Here is a 21999-nt window from a genome sequence, read left to right on the forward strand (position 1 = left end):
CTGGATTGCTTGGCCGCGCTCGCAATGACGATGTGGAAGCAGCAACGTGTTCAGCTCATCGCCTTCACGATGGAGATTCCGATACCGAGCTCCTCGTGGAACTTACGCACCAGCGCGGCCTGCCAGCTCTCGCCGAACTCGATCTCGCCGCCGATCGCGACGACGCGATGTGCGAATGAAGGCGCCATGTGGTCATGGGGGATCGTTATCGTGCACCACCTCGGTGCAATGCGCAGCTTGATCCGCGACTCCCCGCCTGCCATTGTCCGCCCACCACGCCAGCGAGAAATGAAGGCAGGTTATCGATATGAGCAGCGTGAACAAACCAGGTGGCAACTACTTGCCGGTGATCATCCATGGTGGAATTGCGTATGTCAGTGGTCAGCTGCCGCGTCGCGGCGAAGCCCTGCTGTGCTCCGGTAAAGTCGGCGCAGGTGTCGATGTCGCCGCCGCACAGGGGGCGGCGGCCCTCTGCGCAGATCTCTGCATTTCGGCCATCAATCACGCAACAGGTGGAGAGGACAAGATCGTCCAGGTCTTGCAGCTCGTTGGATACATCGCCTCGGCCCCTGGATTCACTCAGCAATCGCAAGTCATGAACGGCGCTTCCGACCGGTTGATCGAGCGCCTAGGCGATCGCGGTCGTCACACGCGTACATCTGTCGGCGTCGCCGAGTTGCCGCGGGGTGCACCGGTCGAGCTGAGTATGATTGCCGCTGTTCAGTCGTAGGAAGGCATGCCGTTCGCTGATCGTCAGCTTCGACGTTCGCACTTCGATACGTCGCGACGACACGCGGTCTATTCGACCAGATACTTCTTCACCGCAGCCTCGTCCCACGCGATCCCGTTGCCGGGCTCCTCGTTCGGCAGGGCAAAGCCGTCCTTGATGATCAGCCGCGTTGAAAGCACTGCGTCGGCCCAGTCGACATATTCGAGCCAATGCGCGGTCGGCGTCACGCACAAAAGATGCGCGCTGACTTCCGAGAACAGATGCGTCGACATCTCGATCCCGGCGGCATGCGCCAGCGCGGCGGCGCGCAGCCAGCCGGTGACGCCGCCGATGCGCTGCACGTCGGGCATCACGTAGTCGCAGGCTTCGGCTGAGAGCGCGGTCTGCATCGCGAAGGCGCTGTCGAAATTCTCGCCGATCTGGACCGGCGTGCGCAGCGCATCCGCGATGCGGGCGTTACCCTCATAATCGTCGTGACGGATCGGCTCCTCGATCCAGGTCAGGCCCTCATCGTCGAGCATCTCGCCACGGCGGATCGCCTCGGTGGCCGTCAGCGCCTGGTTATAGTCGCACATCAAGGTCACGTCGTCGCCGACGGCCTTGCGCACCGCGCGCACCACCTTCAGGTCTTCCCGTGCATCGGGACGGCCGACGCGGATCTTTGCGGCCTGAAAGCCCTCGGCCAGCAGCTTGTGGGCTTCCTCCACCGCGGCACCCGCCGGCATGATGCCGAGCCCCTTCGAATTGTAGGCCCTGACCAGTCTTGGCGCGCCGCCGAGCAGCCGCGCTAGCGGCAGGCCGCGTGCGCGCGCCAGTGCGTCCCATGCCGCCATGTCGATGCCGGATTGTGCCAGCCGCTGCAGGCCGGCGAGCCCCAGCAGGGTGAAGCGCTGGGTCAGCTTGCGCTCGATCTCGAACGGTAGCAGCTCGTCGCCCGCAAGCAGCTCCGACATTTCCGCGACCATCGCCGTCAGCGGCTTCAAGGCCGATGGCGTGATCGAGAACAGATAGGCGTGCCCCTGGACGCCCTGGTCGGTCTCGCAGTCGATCAGCACCAGCGGTGCCTTTGCGACAGCCCCGGTCGAGGTCTGGAGCGGGAGGTTCATCGGCACGATGACGGAGCGCGCATTGAAGCGCTTGATGCGGATGGTCTCGGCCATTTGGTGGATCTCCTGGCGGAGTGAATGCAGATAAATGCCGATCTTAAACATTCGCCATGAAACGAAAAGCCGCTTGGCGCGACCACCATAAAATGGGGTTGCGCGGGAGCGCGTTTATTGGCTCTGTTCCGCAAATCGCCCCGAGTTCGAGACAGGAACGCAATCACGGAGCCAAAGAGTGAAGCAAGAGATCTCCGAAGAACAGCGCAAGAGCGGCATCCTGACCGGTGCCGCGATCGCCTTCCTGCTGCTCGCCTTGCCGCTCGCGGTGTGGCTGGACCTGACCGAACTCAGCAAGACCGCGCTGCGCCGGCAGGCGATCGACCTGAATTCGGTGATCACGAGCGTGCGCAGCTACTACGCGACCAACGTGGTCGGGCGCATCATCGCCAATCCGAACGGTACGACCAGGGTGATTCACAACTACGAATCCATCCCCGGCGCGATCCCGATCCCGGCGACATTGTCGCTGGAGCTAGGGCGGGTGATCGGGGCGCAGCAGGAAAACATCACCTACCGTTTCGTCTCGGACTTCCCGTTCCAGAACCGCGCCCCGCACCAGCTCGACAAGTTCGAGAAGGACGCGCTCGAATCGCTTCGCAACGATCCCGAGCAGAAGATCGTCGACACCGAGACCTCGCTGTTCAACGACAAGGTCCGGCTGATTGCTCCGGTGACGATGGGCCCGGCCTGCGTCAGCTGCCACAACAGCCACCCCGAGAGCCCGAAGAAGGACTGGAAGGTTGGTGACGTCAGAGGCATCCAGGAGGTGATCATCGCCCAGCCGATCGCCGCCAACATCTTCTCGTTCAAGTTCCTGCTGGCCTATTTCCTGATCGCCGCCGGCAGCGGCCTGTCGTTTCTCTCGCTGCAGCGCCGCCAGGCGAGCCGTATCAAGGGCATGAACAAGGAGCTCGAATCCGCCAACGACTTCCTGGCTTCGCTGTCGATGAAGATCTCGCGCTACATCCCGCCGCAGGTCTACAAGAGCATCTTCTCCGGCCAGAAGGACGTCACCATCCACACCGAGCGCAAGAAGCTCACCATCTTCTTCTCCGACATCCAGAATTTCACCGCGACGGCGGAGCGGCTCCAGCCGGAGTTGCTGACCCAGCTCCTCAACGAATATTTCACCGAGATGTCGGCGGTCGCCCACGAATTTGGCGGCACCATCGACAAGTTCATCGGCGATGCCATGCTGATCTTCTTCGGCGACCCCGAGACCAAAGGCGACCGCGCCGACGCGCAGGCCTGCCTTCAGATGGCCTGGCGCATGCAGCACCGGCTCACCGAGCTCAATGCGAAATGGCGCGCCTCCGGCATCGAGCTGCCGTTCAAGGCCCGCATGGGCGTCAATTCCGGCTATTGCAATGTCGGCAATTTCGGCAGCAGCGATCGCATGGACTACACCATCATCGGTGCGGAGGCGAACCTCGCCGCGCGCCTGCAATCGATCGCCGAGCCCGGCGGCATCGTGCTGAGCTACGAGACCTTCGCGCTGGTCAGCGACATCGTCCGCGCCCACGCGCTGCCCGCGATCACGATGAAGGGCATCAGCCGCGAAATCATTCCCTATTCGGTCGACGCGCTGAACGACGCGGCCGCCGAAAGGAGCGGGATCATCACCGAGCGAGCGCCGGGGCTGGAGCTCTATCTCGACCCCGCCGTGGTCAAATCCGGCGACGCGGCGCGGGTGCGCTCGCTGCTGGAGAATGCGCTGGCCTCGCTGAACCCGGCGTGAGGAGCACGCGCGTTGCCGTCTCCCATCGAGAGAGTGTGCCGTGTGGCACCCCCTCCCTAGCCCTCCCCCACAAGGAGGGAGGGAAACACATCTTTAACGTGGCGACGTTGTCCAACTTCGCGGAAAGTCGATCATGGTGCGACGCTGCTCCGTTCTCCGCTCGGCTCCCTCCCCCCCTTGTGGGAGAGGGCGGGGGAGAGGGGTAGCCCAGCAATAGGTGGGCCCGAGTCAACTCACCGCGCCGCGCCTTCCGTGAAGGCGGTGTCGATCACGTCGCCGAAGGGTTGCCAGGAGCGGCCGTCGAACTGGACCAGCCGCATCTGCCGGATCGGCAGGTAGCTGTTCGGCGAGGTGTTCATCCTGATGTTGGGCAGGGCGACCGAAGGCTGATAATTCCTCAGCGAAGCCGCCTGACGCATGATGTTCTCGCGCGAGAGGTCGTCGCCGCATTGCTTCAGCACCTGCGTCAGCGCCTCTGCCGCGGCGTAGCCATAGAGCGCGGCGCTGCTGTTGGTGCTTTCGTCGTGATGGTATTTGTCCATGAAAGTGAACCAGTCCTTCATGGCGGGATCGTCCTTCCATGCGGGATCGCTCGGGTCCTTCAGAAAGGCCGCCGAGATCACGCCGGAGGAATTCTCCAGGCCTGCGGGCGCCATCGCATTGGCGATTGAGGCGGAGGCGTCGTTGACGATGAAGACCGGGCGCCACTTGAGCGACGCCGCCAGCTTGATCACCTTGGACGCCGTCGACGGTACACCGAGAAAGACGAAGATATCGGCGCCGGCGCGCTTGAGGATCGAGACGTGTCCGTCGAGATGCTCATCGGCAATGTCGAAGGCGATGTCGACGAGGACGAGACGGTTCAGATCGCCAAGACCTTCCTCCAGGCCCTTGAGAAGCGCACGCCCGAACTGGTCGTTCTGCCAGAGCACCACGATCTTCTTCCTGGGATAATAGGCCTGGAGATAGTTGGCGTAGATGCGCCCCTCCGACCGGAACGACGGCTGCCAGCCCATGGTCCAGGGAAACGCCTTGGCCTGGCTCAGCTCCTCGTCGCCGGAGGCGACGAACAGTTGTGGGATCTTCTTCGCGTTCAGATACCAGCGCGTGGCGAGATTACCGGGCGTGCCGAACGATCCGAACATCAAATGCACGTCGTCCGTCTCGACCAGATTGCGCGTCAGCTCCAGCGCGGTCGTCGGATCGGAATTGTCATCGCGCGTGATGAAGCGGATCTTGCGGCCGTTGATGCCGCCGCGCGCGTTGACCATGTCGAAATAGGCCGCTTCCGCCTGGCCGATGGCGCCGAATTCGGACAGCGGTCCCGAATACGGCATGACATTGCCGATACGGATTTCGTTGTCGGCGGTGGGTTGATCGGCGCGCTCCTGCGACATCGCCCCGAGCGATGCCAGGGCAACCATCAACACGAACAGCATCCTGCCGGAGACGCGCATGCCCGATACCTTGACGTTGGCCCCTCATCGAGGTCGGCTCAATCCGCACCAAGGCTGCTTGATCTAGGTCAAGCGTTTGTCAAAGCTGTGGCGCGGTGCGCAGCTGGAGGGCCGGACGAAACGGCAGGCGTGCTGACGCGCCGACTGGGGCGCGCCGCTAGGGCAGCCCGCGGACTTTGAACTCCATCTCGACCCGGCGGTCGTGAAATCGGGCGATATAGCCCGGGTGCGCTCGCTGTTCCGCACTCGTCCGATGAAAAATGAATCGATCTGTGAAAGATCATGTTTGGGATAGCGGGCCGTAATTTGGATGGTGGTCTATATTGACCGGTGGCGGCAGAGCTCTCGGTTCCATGATGGTCCATCACCGCCCGCATCGGCGCCCATCGGTGACTGAGAGTATCGCGCTCCCGCCGGATTCAGGCGAGCCTCATGGCCATTCAGCGACCACCTTGTCCTACATGCCGGATAACAACGACGCTGGCGCGCATCACGCCAAGCTCCGCCGGTTCTGAGATTTGGACCTTCGAATGTCCCGCTTGCGATTTCGTCGACCAGATCGCGGTCGTGCTGGTCGACCCAATGAGATCGTCTGATACCTTGGCTTGGTTTCAGGGCGAATTGCGGACGCCTACATAGGGCGCGCGCTACCTGGAACGATCGAGCGCCGAAGGCCTGGACGTAGGCATTGGTCGAGAAGAACCGGTTGCAGCGCTCGGCTTGGCAACGACGGTGACGTTCAGCGAGCTTGGTGCTGCGCTTCATCAGCAGAGGTAGTCACCCGAAAATCCGCATCATTAATGCTTTGCCGATCGGGGCGGCGTGGATGCCGCTGAATGCGCTGACGTAGTCACCGGAATAGAAAGCGCGAATGAGAGCGATGCGGGTGTTGAGGGTTTCATCAAACCGGATTGCAAAGCCATTCCCCGTGCGTCGCACGACCAGGGCCGCGACGTTTCTCTCCTGGAGGGTGCAGCGAACCGCGGTCCCGACAGGTGGTGGATTGTCGCTCACGAAGCGAGCGCCCGTGATCGACATGTCTGCCAAACGGTAGATGCACTGCCGGGAACCGATATTGAAAAGGACAGGCTCATCTCGCTCGAACCGCTCGGCCTTCCGTCGCCGCGGCTGCTCGATGGACACCAGGCAGACGATCAACAGAATGATGGCGTTGTACAAACTCCAGGCGAGCGCCAGACCGCCATAGGCGATCATGTCACCTTGCACATGAAGCACGAAGGCATAGACGATACCCGCGAGCGTAATCGCCAATGCGGTGCCGTATATCCTGAGCAGTGGCCATTCGACGAAGCGTTGGTCGCGATCCCCGCCCTTCGCCGTGACCTTGAATGTGTGTCCCTGCGTCTGGAGCAGTCCCGCCGCCACGGCCTTGAGAACCGCCGGCAGTGCAATGTATTGAGCGACATCCGACATCACCGCCATGGAGCGTCCGCGGGAAATCCAGGCCATGGTGAGCGAATACCAGACATAAAAAGGCAGGAAATATCCGAGGAGTTCGAAAAGATCGGCCTGGACCGCTTTGATGCCGAAGAGAAGATAAAGGCTTGGAACGACGAGACCGAAGACCTTGACGACATAGGTCGAGGTCCAACTCATGAATGCTTCGATGAGAGAAAGCCTGTCGACAACGTCCAGCTGCGATCTTCGGGAAAAGGGACCACTGCGCCCCCGAAAGATTTGCATGAAGCCAAGACACCATCGGCTGCGCTGAGTGATGTACTCCTTGAGTCCCTCCGGGGCCAGCCCCAAGGTCAGACGCTCGTTCAGGTACACCGTGCGTGATCCAATTTCCGTCAGCCGCAGCGTCAGCAAGTAGTCCTCCGTCACGGAATCGGTCGGAAAGCCGCCGATCTTCACGAGGGACGAGAATCGGATGACCGACGACGTGCCGCAACAAAACGCCACGCCCCAAGCGTCCTTCGATGGCATCAGGATATCGAAGAAAAAGCGCTGCTCGTCCGGCCAGACCTTGGTCGCGGCCAAATTGGTTTGGATCGGATCCGCATTGATGAAATGCTGAGGTGTCTGTACCACGCCTACGCCCTGGTCGCGGAACAGGCACGTCGCGCGGCTGAGAAATTCGGGCATAGGCACGAAATCGGCGTCGAGAATCGAAATGAAATCTGGGGGATCGGCGAGCTCCGCCACATGCCACAGGGCGTGATTGATGTTGCCGGCCTTGGCGTCCTTGTTGTCCGGGCGCGCCAGATACCGGCAGCCGAGCTGGCCGGCAAGCTTTTCGAGCCAGTCACGCCGTCCGTCGTCCAGAACCCAGACGCGGTAGTTGGGATAGTTCATTCCCGTGGCGCCGATGATTGTGCGCTCCAGAATCGACGTTTCCTCGTTGTAGGTGCAAATGAATACGTCGATCAGCGGAGCTTGCCGTCCGGCAAGCCACCGCCTGTTGACTTCGACTTGCGGCGTTCGATTGGTCGAGCGGCTGAGAAACACCAGTGTCAGTGCACCCGCCGCAAGCGATACAGCCTCGACGAAGAGGAACACGGATCCCACGGCGAAGTCGGCGGTCCAGCCGACGGGCGGCACCGTGGCTGTCATGCGCCATCCAAAATAGCGGATCATGAGCAGCAATGCGATTGAGATCATCAGCGAGCGCGCCGTGGAGTTCTCGTGCCGCAACCAGGGAAGGACGGCAACGCAGAACCCGAGCGCAATAAGGCCCGGTGTCAGCGCGGCGATCATGGCTTTCTCGCAGTGTCTGGCGAGAAGATGACGCGTCCGGTTCGCCCGACTGGACAATCGTTGGAGCCATCGTTGAGGTCGGGGACCGAAATCGTCGCACGATACGGTTCCTTGCTCAGCGCATCGGGATTAATGGCGAGGTTCGCTGCGACCCCTGCGGAGCCGGTGAGATTGACGACGGTGCCAGTCAATTCGGGGCCGCCGGCGCTCGGCCGGAAATGTGCGAGAGATCCCAGTTGCAGCCCGTTATACACGCTCTCAGTGACGTTCGCCGTCACTACGGCGCCGGAACAATCGAGTAGACGAATGAGCGGTTGTCCGGCCCGGACGTCCTCTCCAGGTGCCGTCATGACCTCCCATATTCGGCCGGCGACGGGGAACTTGATGTCCGCCTCGGAGCGGCCGATGTAACGAGATCGCTCTGATTCTATCTCGCCGACGAGCCACGAGATTTGCGCATCGGCGTGCGCTACGTCCGCGGTGAGGCCTTCAGCCCGCTGCCGCATTTCCTCCTCACGCTGCACCGAGCTCGGACGATCGTTGTAGCTGTCGCCGAGGAAAGTGCCCTCGCGCGCGGCGGTGAGCTCGACCTGGGTTGCATCCAGACGGCGTCGCGCGCCGATTTCGGTCTGCTGAGCAATGGTTTGATCCCGCGTCAGGCGCCCAAGCTCGACAGACGAAACGCTGCCCGATTTGATGAGCGATGATGCTCGTTCCACCGCGGCTGCCGCCTCTTCACGACGCGCTGCGGCCGCTTCGATTGATGTTTGGATTTCTGCGATGCGCGCCTCGAGCTGACGAATGCGCCCCGCTGTGAACAGGGCCGCCTGACGCGCCAGATCCTTCTGCCCCGCCTGGGCTGAAGCTATCTTCGAAACGAGGCTCGGCCTTTCGTTTTCGAGGCGAGACATCTGACTGCGCAGGTCATCGAGCCGCACGCGGTCGCCGCGCGGATTGACGACACGGAGGATGAAAGTGCCCTCACCGACGGTCCCTAAATCGCCTGACAGACTGGCCCCGGCTGAAATCTTCCCGTCAATCGGCGACCTCAACGTCACGAGCCTCGAATTGACGACGGCTTCGACGCTTGACGTCTGGAAAAGCGCTCTGAGCGGCAGCCAGCCGAATACTGCGACGATGGCGATGCCCGCCGCGGCCTTCACAAATCGGAGAAGCGTCCGGCTCGGCTTGGATTGCGCTACATCCGCGGCGGCATCGCCGCCGGTTGCGGGGGCATCGGCATTGCCGGGACTGAGACGCGCATCCAACGCGCGTTGCAAACCGTGCGCGTCATGGTTTCCGTCCACCGCGAGAGGTTTTGCGATATCTGGACCGCCGCCGCCTTCGAATGTCGAATCGAAACGCGTTTTGTTTTGCATCATACACCTGAGAGTCAACGCGCAACCTCCGCGCGAGATACGGCCGGCCGAATCCAAATGCGATGTTGGTGTTGCAAAGGCTAACTGAAACATGAGAATTGTCTGCGATAGCGGATCGCCAAGAGTCGCATTGGGCCGATAGAGGCACGGGTCCGTGCTACCGTTCAGCCGATGTGTTGACGAGGTGCAGCTTGGTCGCGGGCGAAGCCCGCGGCATTGCTTTCTCAAACTCCGCGAGAATGCTGGCGCCGAGCTCTGAGGCGGGGATCGGCCGGCCGAAGAAGAAGCCCTGGACCTGATCACCGTTGGCCGCGTCGAGGAAAGCTGCCTGGTTGGCGGTCTCGACGCCTTCGACCGTCACCCGCATGCGCAGTTCCCGTCCGAGCGCGATGATCGCTTTTACTACTGTCCCGACCTGACAATGAGGGCCGTCGAGGCTCTGCATGAAGGCTCGATCGATCTTGATCTTGTCGAACGGAAAGCGCCACAGATAGCTGAGGCTCGAATAGCCAGCCCCGAAATCGTCCATCACGATGGCAACGCCCATCGTCTTGAGCGTCCGGAGCTGAGCCATGATCGTTTCGGTGTTGCCGAGCAGCAGGCTTTCGGTGATCTCCAGTTCGAGTCGGTGCGCCGCGAGTCCGGCGTCTTTTAGTGCGGCGGCGACGATGTCACCGATGTTGCCCGCCACGAACTGCACGGGTGACAGGTTCACTGCAACGGTCAGGTGCGCCGGCCAGGTCGCGGCCGTGCGGCATGCCTCCCGCAACACCCACGCCCCGATCTTGTCGATAAGCCGCAAGTCCTCGGCGACCGGAATGAAGGTCAATGGCGGAATGAGGGTTCCGTCCGCCGCGGGCATCCGGATCAGCGCTTCGAAGCCGGCAAGGCGGCGCTGGGATATTTCGAAGAGCGGCTGATAATGCAATTCGAAGCGATCATTCAGTACCGCGTCGCGAATCGCCCTCTCGAGCTCGATGCGCGCTTGTAGCTCAGTGTCCATTTCAGGCAGGAAAAACCGGATGCAGTTGCGGCCGGCTGCCTTGGCCGCGTAGAGCGCGAGGTCGGCACTCTTGAGCAACCGCTCGGCGGTGGTGTCTTCCCCCGTCGCCAGCGCCACGCCGATGCTAGCGGTGGTGAGGATCTCGTGCTGCTTGAATTTCACGGTCGCATTTACCGCGGCGGCGAGATGGCTCGCAAACGACTCGGCCTGAGCTTTGCCGGCGATCCCGCTCTGCACGACCACGAATTCGTCGCCGCCGAGCCGCGCCACCACGTCGTCGATCCTGGCCGCGGCGCGAAGACGCTTGGCGATGGACTTGAGCAGAAAATCGCCACTGTCGTGACCAAGCGAATCGTTGACCTCCTTGAAACGGTCGATGTCGATGAAGTGTACGGCAAGGCTGCCGCCCCGCATCGGCAGGCGAGCGATGGCGCTCTCCAGTTTTTCGATCAGCTGCGGGCGATTGGTCAGCCCGGTCAACGCGTCATGATGGGCGAGAAACCGGATGCGCCGGTCAGCGTGCTTCACCTTTGTTTCCCGATACCAGGCAATTGCGGGAATGGAGAAGGCGAGACCTGACAGCAGGCAAAGGAACACGGCCGCGGTCAGGAACGTATTGTGGACATTCTTGCGTTGCTCGGTTTCATCCACGTAGGCCGCAACGACAGCGGTGAGGCGACCGTCGGTCTGGACCGGGACATAGGCGCGGGCGAAGAATGCCGGTCGGTCGGGCGAATTTCCCTCCCTGACGTCGACGATCGGGAGACCGTCAACCGCTGATCGCGCCGCATCGGGGCTATATTCAGACAAGTCGACGAGCGCGATCTTTTCGCGGGTCGAAACGAACTGGGAGTAGCCATTACGGTTGAATATTTCGTAGTGAAAGACCTCGCCGGAATTTCGCGCCGACAGGAAGAACGCCATGCTCGCGGCGGAAGGCTGCTCGCCGCCGGCGATCTGCTCGAGATCGGTGACACTGGCCGCCAGGAACCTCGCCCAGCTACGAGCGGTCGACGTCGCATCTTGACGGAGAAGATGATCGGTCGTGATCTTCAGGGTCGTCCCGGCGCCCAGCAACAGAATGGCAAGCGCGGCGACGATGGTGACGATGTTTCGCTGAGGCCAGATACTGGCGAGTGACGGCATCAGTGCTACCGGGTCGATCGCATTTTCGTGAGCTCGGCCCGAACCGTTTTTAGCAGTTCGGCATTGCGCTCACTTTTCGAAGCCCAATCGTCGGCAACGGCCGCGAACACGGCATTGGCCGCATCGAGGTCCGACGGCGTGGGTATGGTCACCTGGCGTTTGGGATCGGACTTCAGCTCCCCCATAATGCTGTTTTCAACGGCTTCGTAGGTATCCATGAAACGTCCGGCAGACCACGCACCGCTGTATTTGAGGATGGTCGCCTGTGCAGGTTTCGGCAGCCGGTTGAATATTTTCCGGTTCATCAAAACCATCAGCGGTGCGCCGCTGATGCCAAGAAGGTAATGATAGGTCGCAACGCGTTTGATGCCGTAATCGACCAATGGAGATGGTGGTACCAGGGCGCCATCGATGCTGCCGCTGCCAATGGCTTCGGAGATCTTGGTGACCGGCAGAAATACGGGCCGCGCTCCGAGCTTTTCGAGCGCTGCGGCTTCGCCCGGATTGTTGACGCGAATTCTCTTGTCCTTCAGATCATTCAGCGACGTGATCGGAATGTTGCTGTGGATCGTCTCGGGCTCGGTGACATAGGCGCCGATCACCACGTAGTCGTCGTATCCTTGCAGCGCGCCGGCGGCCATAAGCCGGTTGAACACCGCAACGGACTCCCGCATGTTCGTAAACAGGCCGGGCATCTCGATGATTGCATTGTCTGCGAACCGGTTGCGAGTCAGTCCCGTCACGACGTAGGCGATGTCGGCCGTACCATCGAGCACGAGCTGGGGTTGCTCAGCCGGATCCTTTCCAAGCACGCCGCTGAAATAGGTCTCGATTTCGATCTGGCCTCTTGCCTCGGCGTTGACCGCGTCGACGAATGGCTTGACCGCAGCGAGATAACTCGTCGAGCGGTCGGAACTGGGGAAGGCCAATTTGAGCTTGACCGGTTCGGCGGCGGAGGCCGAAATCAACGCAAAAGAGATCACCGCGCATCGTGCAAGCAAACTAAGCATCGGTTTTCCGATCGTGGCGGCGGCGCGTCGAAACGCCGATTTGCTCGGTCCCTAACGAACCCCCATAGATAGAAATGCTTCAGAGAACTCTCCTAGATAGCACGCGGCGATCCGGGCGGCGACCAGATCGCGAATCGTAGTTTGAAGCGTGCTAACGCCGGCGAGACAATTGTCTGAGAGCGCGCGGCCGCGAGAGGGCAACCCAGCTAAAGGTGGACGTTATCAGCGCGCTGCCGGCAACACGCCGCTACGGCAGACCGCGCGCCTCGAGCTGATGCACCAGCAGCAGTGTCGGCTCGGCGAGGCTGTCGCCGGAGCCGTCGAGGCCGAAGGCGCTCGCGATGCCGTCGCGGCTGCGCAGCAGCGCGCTACGCGGACAATGGCCGGCGCCGCAGAGCGTCTTCTTCAGGGTTTCGCCCTGCGCCGTGATGCCGGCGGAATCATCCGCGGCCCAGGCCAGCACGATCGGGACGTCCACATTGAGGATGCCGGGGAAGACCGAGCGCTTGTTGTACTGGCTGGCGTCCCTGCCGAGATAGGCCTTCTCGCTGTCGCTGGCGTCCTTGCCGGCGCGGTAGATCCCGGACACCAGCACGACCGCCGCGACATCGGCGCGGTCGGTCTGGAGTTCGGGATGGGCCAGCAGGGTGGCGACGTGGAAGGCGCCGGCACCGTAGCCGACTGCGACGATCTCGCGGGCATCGCCGTTGAATAGGTCGATATTGCCGTAGACCCAGGACAGCGCCGCCGCCACGTCGCTCGCACCCGCCGGCCACGTCGCCGAGGGCGCCAGCCGGTAGTTGACGCGCACGCCGATCATGTCGTTGCGCGCGGCAAAGCACATGGCCTGGTCCTGGATCTGGCGCGACAGCTCCGGCGCGGCGCGGTCGCCAGTGAAGGTGTCGCCGGTCACGAACAGCAGCACCGGCCGCGGCGTATCCGCCTTGGTCGTGGCGGTGGCGACATCGAGCACATTGGCTTCGCTCTCGCCGTAGCGCAGGCCGCGCGAGAAGGTGACCTGCTCGCATAGCCGCGCGGTGCCGCCTGCGGTGGTGTCGCTATCTGTGAGGCCGACCTGGACAAGATCGGACGGCGCAGCCGGCCGCGGCGGCAAGGGGCCGTGCGCGGAGGCTGCCGTCAGGCCCAGAATCAGAAAAAATGCGAGAAAATTCTTCATGTCGGTGGTGGCCCTGCGTGCCCGATATGGGCTCGCGCGTTTGGCCCGTCTTTTCAATTCGCCTTATTAGTTAGTTGGTCATGAGGCGATTTCGCGGCACCCATGGTTCTCTCGGCTCGTCCTCCACGCGTGGTTCAATTCCCCGGCTGGAACGTGCAATCCGCCCCGCTGCCGTCCTTCCGGCGGATGGCATTGGGGTCGATCGTGCAGCTCAGCTTGGTCAGGCTCTCGAAATTCGATCCTGCGGCGCCGTCGGCCGGAATGCCGGCCAGAGCTTCGGTGGCGAAGATCTCGTTGGCCGTGGAGCCATTCACCGTCCGGGTCTTCTTGCCGAAGGTGACCTCGCAGTTCCGGACGGTGATGTCGACATTGCCGGCGCGACAGACGATTCGATCGGCGGTCACCATGATCGGCTTCTTGTAGGGAATGTCGCTGTTGGCGGCGAACAGCATCGCCATTGCCTTCTTCTCGGCGCCAGACAGGACCGACGACAGCGGCGCGATCACCCCCGCGAGCGCCAGCGCCGTCGCGCCCGAGACTTTTGCGGGCGTCGCGTCGGAGGCTCCCGCGACGCCGGAGGCGGCTGCGAGGACGAGGGTGCAGGCGAAGATCAATCGACCGGCTTTCATCTTCCCTCCCTGGACCTGCAATCGCGGCTTCCCTCCGAGAAGCGCGCGGAACCAGATTAGCATGTAAATCCGAATTGGAAGGCAAGTTCGCCTCGCCTCGCGCCTTCGCGCGCTACGGCTGTTTTGCTCCGAGGTGTCAAACGGTTACGCCGCGGGGCCGAGCCCCGCGCCGAGACGGCCGTTCTACTGTGCATGGGGTTGTTTTCGCGTTTTTTTGTTTGGCCGACCTGTCAGGCCTGCTTCATCGTCCGGAAGGTGATGGAATAGCGGCGCGCCTCGACCGGCGGGATGCTGTGCTCCCATTGCGACCGCGCCTCGCCGTCCATCATGTAAAGCGAGCGCGGCCGGGCTTCGAGCGTGTGGCGCTCCCATTTGTCGCCGCTACGGCGGCGGAAACGGAATTTGCAGGACGAGCCCAGCGACATGCCGAGGATTTTGTCGAAATGCGGCTTGTCGCGATGCCAGCCGATGCCGACGCCGGCCTCGTATTCGGTGCAGAGCACCTGCCGCACGCTGCCGCCGGCAAGCCCAGCCCATGCCTCGACCTGCCGCGCGACGGGCAGGACCCAGTCCGGGATCGGCTCGGCCTCGGCCAGCCGCTGCAGCGAATAGTCATAGCGATAGCCGAAGGACGCCACCCGGCGGTTGCCCTCGAAGGCGCCGAACTGGAAGCGCTGGAGCGGCAATGCTGCGATGCGGCCGATGAGCGCCTGCTCGACGGCGGTCTCGACGAAGTCATCGGCATAGCGAAGGCCGGCGGGCCCTGCGTGCGGATCGTCGAACAAGCCAAGCTGCGTCATTCCTCGCATTTCCGTGATGGAACCTAATGGTGGCTGATGCGACTTACATATGACGCGGAAAGTAACATGCGAGGCTGTCATGGCAGAGAAGCATACCGCCGATCCGGCAGAGATCATGCGGGCGACCGGTCATCCTGAGCTGGAATACGCAGCCGGCTGGACCATCGCCGGTCTGGTCACCATCGGCACCATCGTCGCCGCCTGGGTGTTCGCGATCTAGCCATTGGAAACTGCAGCTCGAACGCCGCGCCCTGATCGGTCGGCGTGAGCCTGATCGAGCCGCCATGGCTCGCCATCACCGCGCGCGCGATCGCCAGCCCCATCCCGGTGCCGCCCTGGTCGCGGCGCGTGGTGAAGAACGCGTCGAAGATCCTGTCGCGGTTCGGCGTCGAGATCGGCTCGCCGTCATTGCTTACCGTCACACGCAGGGTCGTACGCTCGTCGATCGCTTTCAGCCTGATTGTCCCAGCCTTGTGTCGCATCGCATTATCGGCGAGATGCGACAGCACGATGAGCGCCTTCTCGGCCGACATGCCGATCATCAGGTCGAGGCTGCCGCTGGCCTCTATCGAGCTCGCCGGAAATCGGCTCCTGAGGTCGGCAATCACCGGCGCCAATTCCGTGCGCTCGTTTTGCGGCAGGCTTTCGGCACGCGCGAGTTCGCGCAGCCGCTGCGCCATCGCTTCCAGCCGCTTTGTGTCGGACAGGATGTTGGCGATGAACGTCTCCTGCTCGGCCGGCGTCAGGCTGCCCGCTTTGCCCTGAAGCGTCCGCGTCGTGTAGATCACCCCCGCGACGTGGTTGTTGACGATGACAGGCATTGCCGAAAACACGTGGACGCCGAGGCCGCGGCCATCAATTCTACGGCGTCACCGCTCCGCGGGGCACGGCGCGTGGGGCGGTCAGCTCCTTCCACGTCGAATTGGCGACATGCACGGGCGAGAACGCCGGGCGCTCGACATAACGGCCGTCGCCGGCCTCGGCGCGCAGATCGCCGTCTTTCCAGACGATTCGGCCGCGCGACAGCGTCGCCGCCGGTCCGCCGGTGCAGGAAAACCCCTCGAACACGTTGTAATCGATCCGGCTCATCTGCCGCTTCGCGCTGATGGTCTTGCTCGCCTTGGGATCCCAAACCACGATATCTGCATCCGAGCCGACGGCGACCGCGCCCTTGCGCGGATAGATGTTGAGGATGCGGGCGATATTCGCCGAGGTGACTGCGACGAATTCTTCCTTCGTCAACCGTCCCGTGGCGACGCCCGCGGTCCACAGCAGGGCGAGGCGATCTTCGAGGCCGCCGGTGCCGTTCGGGATCTTTCTGAAATCGCCGAACCCGAACCGCTTCTGCTCGGTGGTGAAGGCGCAGTGGTCGGTCGCGACCACCTGCAGCGAGCCGGCTTGCAGACCGGCCCAAAGACTATCCTGATGCGACCTGTCGCGGAACGGCGGCGACATCACGCGCTGCGCGGCATGATCCCAGTCCTTGTTCTGATATTCACCGGCGTCCAGCAACAAGTGCTGGATCAACGGCTCGCCATAGACGCGCTTGCCCGCCGCACGTGCGCGCGCGATCGCCTCATGCGCTTCGCGGCAGCTCGTGTGCACGATATAGACCGGCGTCCCCGTCATGTCGGCGATCATGATGGCGCGGTTGGTGGCTTCGCCCTCGACCTCCGGCGGCCGTGAATAAGCGTGTCCCTCGGGCCCGGTGACGCCGCCCGCGATCAGCGCCTCCTGCATCAGGGCGACGACGTCGCCGTTCTCCGCATGCACGACAGGCATGGCGCCGAGATGGGCGCAGCGGGCGAACGAGTTGTAGAGCTCGTCGTCGTTCACCATGAGCGCGCCCTTGTAGGCCATGAAGTGCTTGAAGGTGTTGATGCCGTAGGTTTTGACCACGGTCTCCATCTCGTCATGGATCTGCTTCGACCACGACGTTACCGCCATGTGGAAGCCGTAGTCGGAGGCCGCCTTCTCGGATTTGTGTCGCCACTCCTGATAGGCCGCGAGCATCGGCTGGCCTGGATCGGGCAGGCAGAAATCCACCACCATGGTGGTGCCGCCGGCCAGCGCCGCCTTGGTCCCCGATTCGAAATCGTCGGCGGTGACAGTGCCCATGAACGGCATTTCGAGATGAGTGTGCGGATCGATGCCGCCCGGGATGACGTAGGCGCCGCCGGCATCGATGACCTCGCACCCCGTCGGCGCATCGAGCGATTGCCCGACCGCGACGATGGTCTCGCCGTCGATCAGCACGTCCGCGCGGCGCGAATGATCATGATTGACGACGGTGCCGCCGCGGATGAGGAGGGGCATTGGATGCTCCGGAGAGGAAAGTGGACCTCGCGAAGCTAAGCGCGCGGCACACGACGCGACAGGTGAAATTTTAGTCAGGCACGCCGACAGTTGAGCCGTGCTCTCTCGGCCCCTACGCCGCCCGCGCGATCAGCCCGTCAATCATCGCGCGCACCAGGCCCGCGATTTCCTTCCGGAGCGCCGGCAGCGGCACCGCGACCAGTTTCTGCTCCAGTCCCAGCGCCACCATGCCATGCACCGCCGAGAACAGGCTGCGCGCGGTGATGCCGAGCTCCTCCCGACTGCGTTTTGGAAATAGCGCGGCCAGCGGCTGGTAGACGTGGCGAAACAGCTGCAGCTGGTCGTCGATGGACCAGTCGGGGAGGGGCTTGTCGGCTGCCATGCGGTGCTCGAACAGAGCGCGCCACAGTTCGAGATTCTCCGCGGCGAAATCGCAATAGGCGAGAGCAATGCGGACCAGGGTCTCCTGCGGCGACGGCTCGCGCGCGCTTTCCGCCGCGCTCAGGGCCCGGTCGAGCCGAAGCAAAGTGCGCGAGCCCACGCGCAGGATCAGTTCATCGACATCGGCGACGAGATTGTAGACCGCGCCGTTGGCGCAGCCGATCTCGCGGGCGAGATCGCGGGTCTTTAAACCCGCCAATCCCCTGTCGGCGATCATTCGTTCCGCCGCCAGGATCAAATCGGATCGAAGTTTCTCTCGGCGTTCCAATGGCTTAGTCATCTGCAAACCAAATTCTTGAGCGTCGCTCAAATATTCCTTGAACGATGTTCAAGTTTCTTGCTACAAACCATCCGTGAGCAACGCTCATAACAGGGAGCTTCAGATGTTCAAGACCGTAGTGACACTTTTCCGCGGCAGCGTGGCCGCCGCCAGCGAGGAGCTGGAAGACCGGACGGCCCTTCTGATCCTCGATCAACAGATGCGCGACGCGGCCGCGGCCGTCGAGCGCGGCAAACGGACCCTTGCGCTGGCGATTGCGCAGGACCAGCAGGAAGCTCGCAAGCTCGAGGCGACCGTCGCCCGCATCGCTGATCTCGAGATGCGCGCGGTCGCGGCGCTCGACGGGGACCGCGAGGATCTCGCCAACGATGCTGCCGAAGCCATCGCGGGCCTGGAGGCCGATCGCGATGCGGCGCTGACGGCCCGCGCACTGTTCGCAACCGAAATCGCGCGGCTGAAGCGGCACGTCGCAAGCGCGCAGGCCCGCATCACCGAGCTCGACCGCGGCCGCCGCGTCGCCCGTGCCTCGGAAGCGGTGCGCTCGCTTCGCCGCAGCGGCATCGAGGCGGCACGCCCCTACGAATCCACGCTGCCGGAGGCGGAGAGCACTTTGAGGCGTCTTCGTGAGCGGCAGATGGAAGCCCAGGCCGCCGACGACGCGCTGGTCGAGCTCGATGCGGCCACCGGTCCGCTCGCCACCGCCGAAAAACTCGCCGAGCAGGGTTTTGGCCCCAGGCTCAAGACGACCGCGGACGACGTGCTGGCACGGTTGAAGTCCAAGCGCACGCCGACGGTCTGATCCCAAACCCATCATCATTCGAACCAACAGGAGACCATCATGAACCAGAATGGCCAGCCCCACAGCGGCGCCTGGGTGACTTTCACTTACGTGTCCTTCGCAGCCTCCGCCTTCCTCATCGCCATCGGCATCTTCTTCCTGCCGATCGACCTCTGGATGAAGGGTTATCTCACCATGGGCATCGTCATGTTGATCCAGACTTGCATCACCCTGACCAAGACGGTCCGGGACAACCATGAAAGTAGCCGGATGGTGAACCGCATCGAGGATGCCAAGGCGGAACGTCTGCTGATGGAAGTCTCCAAGGCGGCCTGAGAGGCATGACAATACGCAAGGAAGCAGCGGAGCAATTTGTTCCGCTGCTTCGCGCCGGATGCATTCCGTCAAACCTTATCGCGCCAGCGAAATGCAACCGAGCCATGACGGATCGCGCGGGCGTGCGCTCTTGCGCACCGGCAGCGGCCGGAGCACTCTGCACGAGCGGCACACAAAGAATGCCGCCAAAAAGATGTGCTTACAAGATCTCGGCGAGGAACTTCATGGCGGTGACGCGGATCGACTGCGACATCCACCCGGCGGTTGGTGGCACGCGCACGACGCTGCTGCCGTATCTCAGCGATCACTGGAAAGAGCAGGTCGTGAGCCGCGCCATCGACGGGCTCGATCTCACCTCCTATCCGCCCAGCATGCCGCTGGCGGGCCGCGCCGACTGGCGTCCGGCGAACGGCGCAAAGCCTGGTTCCGATCTTGCGATGGTACAGAAGGGCGCATTCGAGCAGTTGGGTGCCAGCCACGCGATTCTCAACGTGCTCTACGGCGCTCAGGCCGTGTTCGATCCCTACATGGCGGCCGACTTCTGCAGGGCGATCAACGACTGGATCGCGACTGAGTGGCTGTCGCGCGATGCGCGCTTGCGTGCCTCGATCGTGGTGCCGATGCAGGATCCGGATCTGGCGGTCGAGGAGATCGAGCGCCGCGCCGGCGATCACCGCTTCGTGTCGATCCTCGTGCTGGCGCAGGGCGAGACGCTGCTGGGACGCCGGCATTTCTGGCCGGTCTATCGGCTCGCGGAAAAGTACAAGCTGCCGCTCGCGATCCACGCCGGCACGCAATATCGGCAGGCGCCGAGCTCGGCCGGATGGCCGTCGCACCGCTACGAATATTACTTCGTCGAGGCGCAGGCATTTCAGGCGCAGATCCTGAGCCTGATCTATGAGGGCGTGTTCGGCAAGTTTCCGGACCTCAAGGTCGTGCTGATGGAATCCGGCGTGAGCTGGCTCCCGGCTTTCATGTGGCGCGCCAACAAGACCTGGCGCGGCGTGCGCGTCGAGGTGCCCTGGGTCGAGCGCGAGCCGGCAGCGATCATCCGCGACAGTTTTCGTGTCACAATGCAGCCGTTCGACGCGCCGGGCGACGCCAAAAGCGTCGAGGAGATCATCGACCAGATCGGCTCGGACAAGATGTTCCTGTTCGCGTCCGACTATCCGCACTGGCAGTTCGACGGCGACGATCCGATCCCGCCGGACCTGCCGAACAGCATCATCTCGAAGATGTGCGTCGACAACCCGCTGGAGACGTTTCCGCGGCTGTCGCTCGCCAACTAGACCGGAGTTTCGCATGAGTGACGTCATCGACCGCCCACTACGAGAAGACGAAAAGCCTGCCGCTTCGCGGCTGCGCATCGTCGATTGCGACGTTCATCCGAGCCTGCATTCGTTCGACGATCTCAACGAGTTTCTGCCAAAGCGCTGGCAGCAGCATCTGAAGGAATATGGCAGCCATTTGCGCACGCCCTATCTGTTCACCACGCCCTATCCGCGCTCTTCGCCGCTGATCGCGCGGCGCGATGCCTGGCCGCCGACCGGCGGGCCGCCCGGTTCGGATCTCGCCTTCATGCAGAAGCAGCATCTCGATCCGCTCGATGTCGAGTTCGGGATTTTGCAGGTGCTCGATCTCTTCATCTTCTCGCAGCAGAACCTCGAATTCGGCGCCGCGATCCAGCGTGCCATCAACGACTGGCAACTGGCGTTCTGGTCGCATCGCGACCCGCGCCTGAAGGCTTCGATCCTGGTCGGGCAGGACGGCGTCGATCTCGCCATTGCCGAGATCGAACGCTGCGCGAAAATCGGCGAATACGTCCAGATCAACGTCTCGCCGCGCGCCAACGAGCCGTTGGGCCGCCGCCGCTACTGGCCGATCTACGAGCGTGCCCAAGAACTGGACCTGCCGCTCGGCATCCATGTCGGCGGCTATGGCGGGCATGCGCCGACCGGTGGCGGCTGGCCGTCCTATTATGTCGAGGAGCACCAGTCCAACGCGCACACCATTGCGGCGCAGCTTGCCAGCCTCGTGATCGAGGGTGTGCCGGAGCGTTTTCCGAAATTGAAGTTTGTCTTTATCGAGGGCGGCTTCGGCTGGATCCCGTCCGCGGTGTGGCGAATGGACCAGCATTTTGAGCGGTTTCGCAGCGAGGTGCCGCATCTCAAGGCAAGCCGTCGGAATATGTCCGCGAGCATTTCTGGTTCACGACGCAACCGATCGACGAACCTGACGAAGCCCGGCACCTGCGCTCGTTGATCGAATGGGTCGGCATCGACCGTCTCCTGTTCTCGTCGGACTATCCGCACTGGGATTTCGACGATCCGCGCTTTGCGTTCAAGACGCCACTGACGGAGGCCGAGCGAAGGAAGATCTTCAGCACCAATGCCCGCGCGGTCTACAAGTTCTGAGAAGGTCTGCACGGATGGCCCGTCACATCGTCGCGTCCACCTCGGAGATCCCACCCGGTGGCAACAAGGTCGTCGATGTCGCCGGCCGCGACATTGTCGTGTTCCACGTCAATGGCGAGTTCTTCGCTTTGCTGAACCGCTGCCCGCACGAAGGCGCGCCGCTGGAGAAAGCGGCCTGTGTCGCGCGACTGACCTCGCCCGAGCCCGGCATCTATCAGCGCTCGCGCGTCGGCGAGATGCTGCGCTGTCCCTGGCATGGCTGGGAGTTCGACATGCGCAACGGCCAATCCTGGTTCGACCCGAAGCGCGTCAAGATTAAGTCATATCCGGTCGCGGTGGAGCGAGGCGAGGAACTCCAGAAAGGCCCGTATGTTGCCGAGACCTTTCCGGTGCATGTCGAGGACAGCTACGTGATTGTCGAGGTCTGAGCAGCCGTTTCGGATTGTGATTTCGCCGCAGGTGGGATAAGCCTCGCCCGCAT

At 62.9% G+C, this 21999-nt stretch carries 19 protein-coding genes and 2 pseudogenes; 8 read left to right on the forward strand and 13 right to left on the reverse strand.

Going from position 1 to position 21999, the window contains the following annotated elements; translation table 11 throughout:
- Positions 1-50: 50 nt before the first annotated feature.
- Positions 51-188 carry an NUDIX domain-containing protein gene (locus tag IVB50_RS34025; RefSeq protein WP_018453353.1) on the reverse strand — a complete coding sequence of 46 codons (138 nt, stop codon included), beginning with the start codon at positions 186-188 and terminating at the stop codon, positions 51-53.
- A gap of 119 nt (positions 189-307) precedes the next feature.
- On the opposite strand from IVB50_RS34025, the gene IVB50_RS34030 reads away from it, so the two are divergent.
- Positions 308-730 carry a RidA family protein gene (locus IVB50_RS34030; protein WP_018453354.1) on the forward strand — a complete coding sequence of 141 codons (423 nt, stop codon included), beginning with the start codon at positions 308-310 and terminating at the stop codon, positions 728-730.
- Between the two features lie 68 nt (positions 731-798).
- Here IVB50_RS34030 and IVB50_RS34035 read toward each other — a convergent pair whose 3' ends face one another.
- On the reverse strand, positions 799-1890 hold the full coding sequence (locus IVB50_RS34035; RefSeq protein WP_247299316.1) for an enolase C-terminal domain-like protein: 1092 nt from the start codon (positions 1888-1890) through the stop codon (positions 799-801).
- A gap of 178 nt (positions 1891-2068) precedes the next feature.
- Here IVB50_RS34035 and IVB50_RS34040 point away from each other — a divergent pair, with 178 nt between their 5' ends.
- On the forward strand, positions 2069-3631 hold the full coding sequence (locus tag IVB50_RS34040; protein ID WP_018453356.1) for an adenylate/guanylate cyclase domain-containing protein: 1563 nt from the start codon (positions 2069-2071) through the stop codon (positions 3629-3631).
- A 233-nt stretch (positions 3632-3864) separates the two neighbouring features.
- On the opposite strand, the gene IVB50_RS34045 is transcribed toward IVB50_RS34040, so the two are convergent.
- The 8 genes from IVB50_RS34045 to IVB50_RS34080 all read right to left on the reverse strand — a co-directional run bounded on the left by IVB50_RS34045 (position 3865) and on the right by IVB50_RS34080 (position 14953).
- Positions 3865-5088 carry an ABC transporter substrate-binding protein gene (locus IVB50_RS34045; RefSeq protein WP_018453357.1) on the reverse strand — a complete coding sequence of 408 codons (1224 nt, stop codon included), beginning with the start codon at positions 5086-5088 and terminating at the stop codon, positions 3865-3867.
- A 777-nt stretch (positions 5089-5865) separates the two neighbouring features.
- On the reverse strand, positions 5866-7809 hold the full coding sequence (locus IVB50_RS34050; protein ID WP_247299319.1) for a glycosyltransferase: 1944 nt from the start codon (positions 7807-7809) through the stop codon (positions 5866-5868).
- The gene (locus tag IVB50_RS34055; RefSeq protein ID WP_143273909.1) at positions 7806-9188 is read right to left on the reverse strand and encodes an HlyD family secretion protein; all 1383 of its coding nucleotides are present in this window, start codon (positions 9186-9188) and stop codon (positions 7806-7808) included. The genes IVB50_RS34050 and IVB50_RS34055 overlap by 4 nt, the downstream gene beginning before the upstream one ends.
- A 157-nt stretch (positions 9189-9345) precedes the next feature.
- Positions 9346-11115: an EAL domain-containing protein gene (locus tag IVB50_RS34060; protein WP_247299321.1), complete on the reverse strand. Its 1770-nt coding sequence runs from the start codon at positions 11113-11115 to the stop codon at positions 9346-9348.
- 227 nt (positions 11116-11342) lie between these two features.
- Entirely contained in the window at positions 11343-12320 is a 978-nt protein-coding gene (dctP, locus tag IVB50_RS34065; RefSeq protein WP_247299323.1) for a TRAP transporter substrate-binding protein DctP, read from the reverse strand.
- Positions 12321-12594: 274 nt separating this feature from the next.
- Positions 12595-13524, reverse strand: a complete 930-nt coding sequence (locus IVB50_RS34070) for a carboxylesterase family protein (RefSeq protein WP_018453363.1) — start codon at positions 13522-13524, stop codon at positions 12595-12597.
- A gap of 134 nt (positions 13525-13658) precedes the next feature.
- Complete coding sequence (locus IVB50_RS34075; RefSeq protein ID WP_018453364.1) at positions 13659-14153, reverse strand: hypothetical protein; 495 nt, start codon at positions 14151-14153, stop codon at positions 13659-13661.
- Between the two features lie 230 nt (positions 14154-14383).
- Positions 14384-14953, reverse strand: coding sequence for an alpha-ketoglutarate-dependent dioxygenase AlkB (locus IVB50_RS34080; RefSeq protein WP_018453365.1), 570 nt, complete (start codon positions 14951-14953; stop codon positions 14384-14386).
- Positions 14954-15032: 79 nt separating this feature from the next.
- Here IVB50_RS34080 and IVB50_RS34085 point away from each other — a divergent pair, with 79 nt between their 5' ends.
- Positions 15033-15173, forward strand: coding sequence for a hypothetical protein (locus tag IVB50_RS34085; RefSeq protein ID WP_007597071.1), 141 nt, complete (start codon positions 15033-15035; stop codon positions 15171-15173).
- On the opposite strand, the pseudogene IVB50_RS34090 reads toward IVB50_RS34085, so the two are convergent.
- The 3 genes and pseudogenes from IVB50_RS34090 to IVB50_RS34100 form a co-directional block, all read right to left on the reverse strand.
- A pseudogene (locus IVB50_RS34090) lies at positions 15130-15804 on the reverse strand (HAMP domain-containing sensor histidine kinase); the annotation flags it as partial. The gene IVB50_RS34085 and the pseudogene IVB50_RS34090 overlap by 44 nt on opposite strands.
- A gap of 10 nt (positions 15805-15814) precedes the next feature.
- On the reverse strand, positions 15815-17269 hold the full coding sequence (hydA, locus tag IVB50_RS34095) for a dihydropyrimidinase (protein WP_018453367.1): 1455 nt from the start codon (positions 17267-17269) through the stop codon (positions 15815-15817).
- 112 nt (positions 17270-17381) lie between these two features.
- On the reverse strand, positions 17382-17990 hold the full coding sequence (locus IVB50_RS34100) for a TetR/AcrR family transcriptional regulator (RefSeq protein ID WP_026232519.1): 609 nt from the start codon (positions 17988-17990) through the stop codon (positions 17382-17384).
- Between the two features lie 103 nt (positions 17991-18093).
- Here IVB50_RS34100 and IVB50_RS34105 point away from each other — a divergent pair, with 103 nt between their 5' ends.
- The 5 genes and pseudogenes from IVB50_RS34105 (at position 18094) to IVB50_RS34125 (ending at position 21946) form a co-directional block, all read left to right on the forward strand.
- Positions 18094-18789, forward strand: coding sequence for a PspA/IM30 family protein (locus IVB50_RS34105; RefSeq protein WP_018453369.1), 696 nt, complete (start codon positions 18094-18096; stop codon positions 18787-18789).
- A gap of 39 nt (positions 18790-18828) precedes the next feature.
- Entirely contained in the window at positions 18829-19104 is a 276-nt protein-coding gene (locus IVB50_RS34110; protein ID WP_007615098.1) for a YiaA/YiaB family inner membrane protein, read from the forward strand.
- Positions 19105-19328: 224 nt separating this feature from the next.
- Positions 19329-20393, forward strand: coding sequence for an amidohydrolase family protein (locus tag IVB50_RS34115; protein ID WP_018453370.1), 1065 nt, complete (start codon positions 19329-19331; stop codon positions 20391-20393).
- A 13-nt stretch (positions 20394-20406) separates the two neighbouring features.
- Positions 20407-21518 (forward strand): annotated as a pseudogene (locus tag IVB50_RS34120) (amidohydrolase family protein).
- A gap of 14 nt (positions 21519-21532) precedes the next feature.
- Entirely contained in the window at positions 21533-21946 is a 414-nt protein-coding gene (locus IVB50_RS34125) for a Rieske (2Fe-2S) protein (protein ID WP_018453372.1), read from the forward strand.
- The last annotated feature ends 53 nt before the right edge of the window (positions 21947-21999 follow it).

This window comes from Bradyrhizobium sp. 87, assembly GCF_023073015.1.
Taxonomy (GTDB): domain Bacteria; phylum Pseudomonadota; class Alphaproteobacteria; order Rhizobiales; family Xanthobacteraceae; genus Bradyrhizobium; species Bradyrhizobium canariense_D.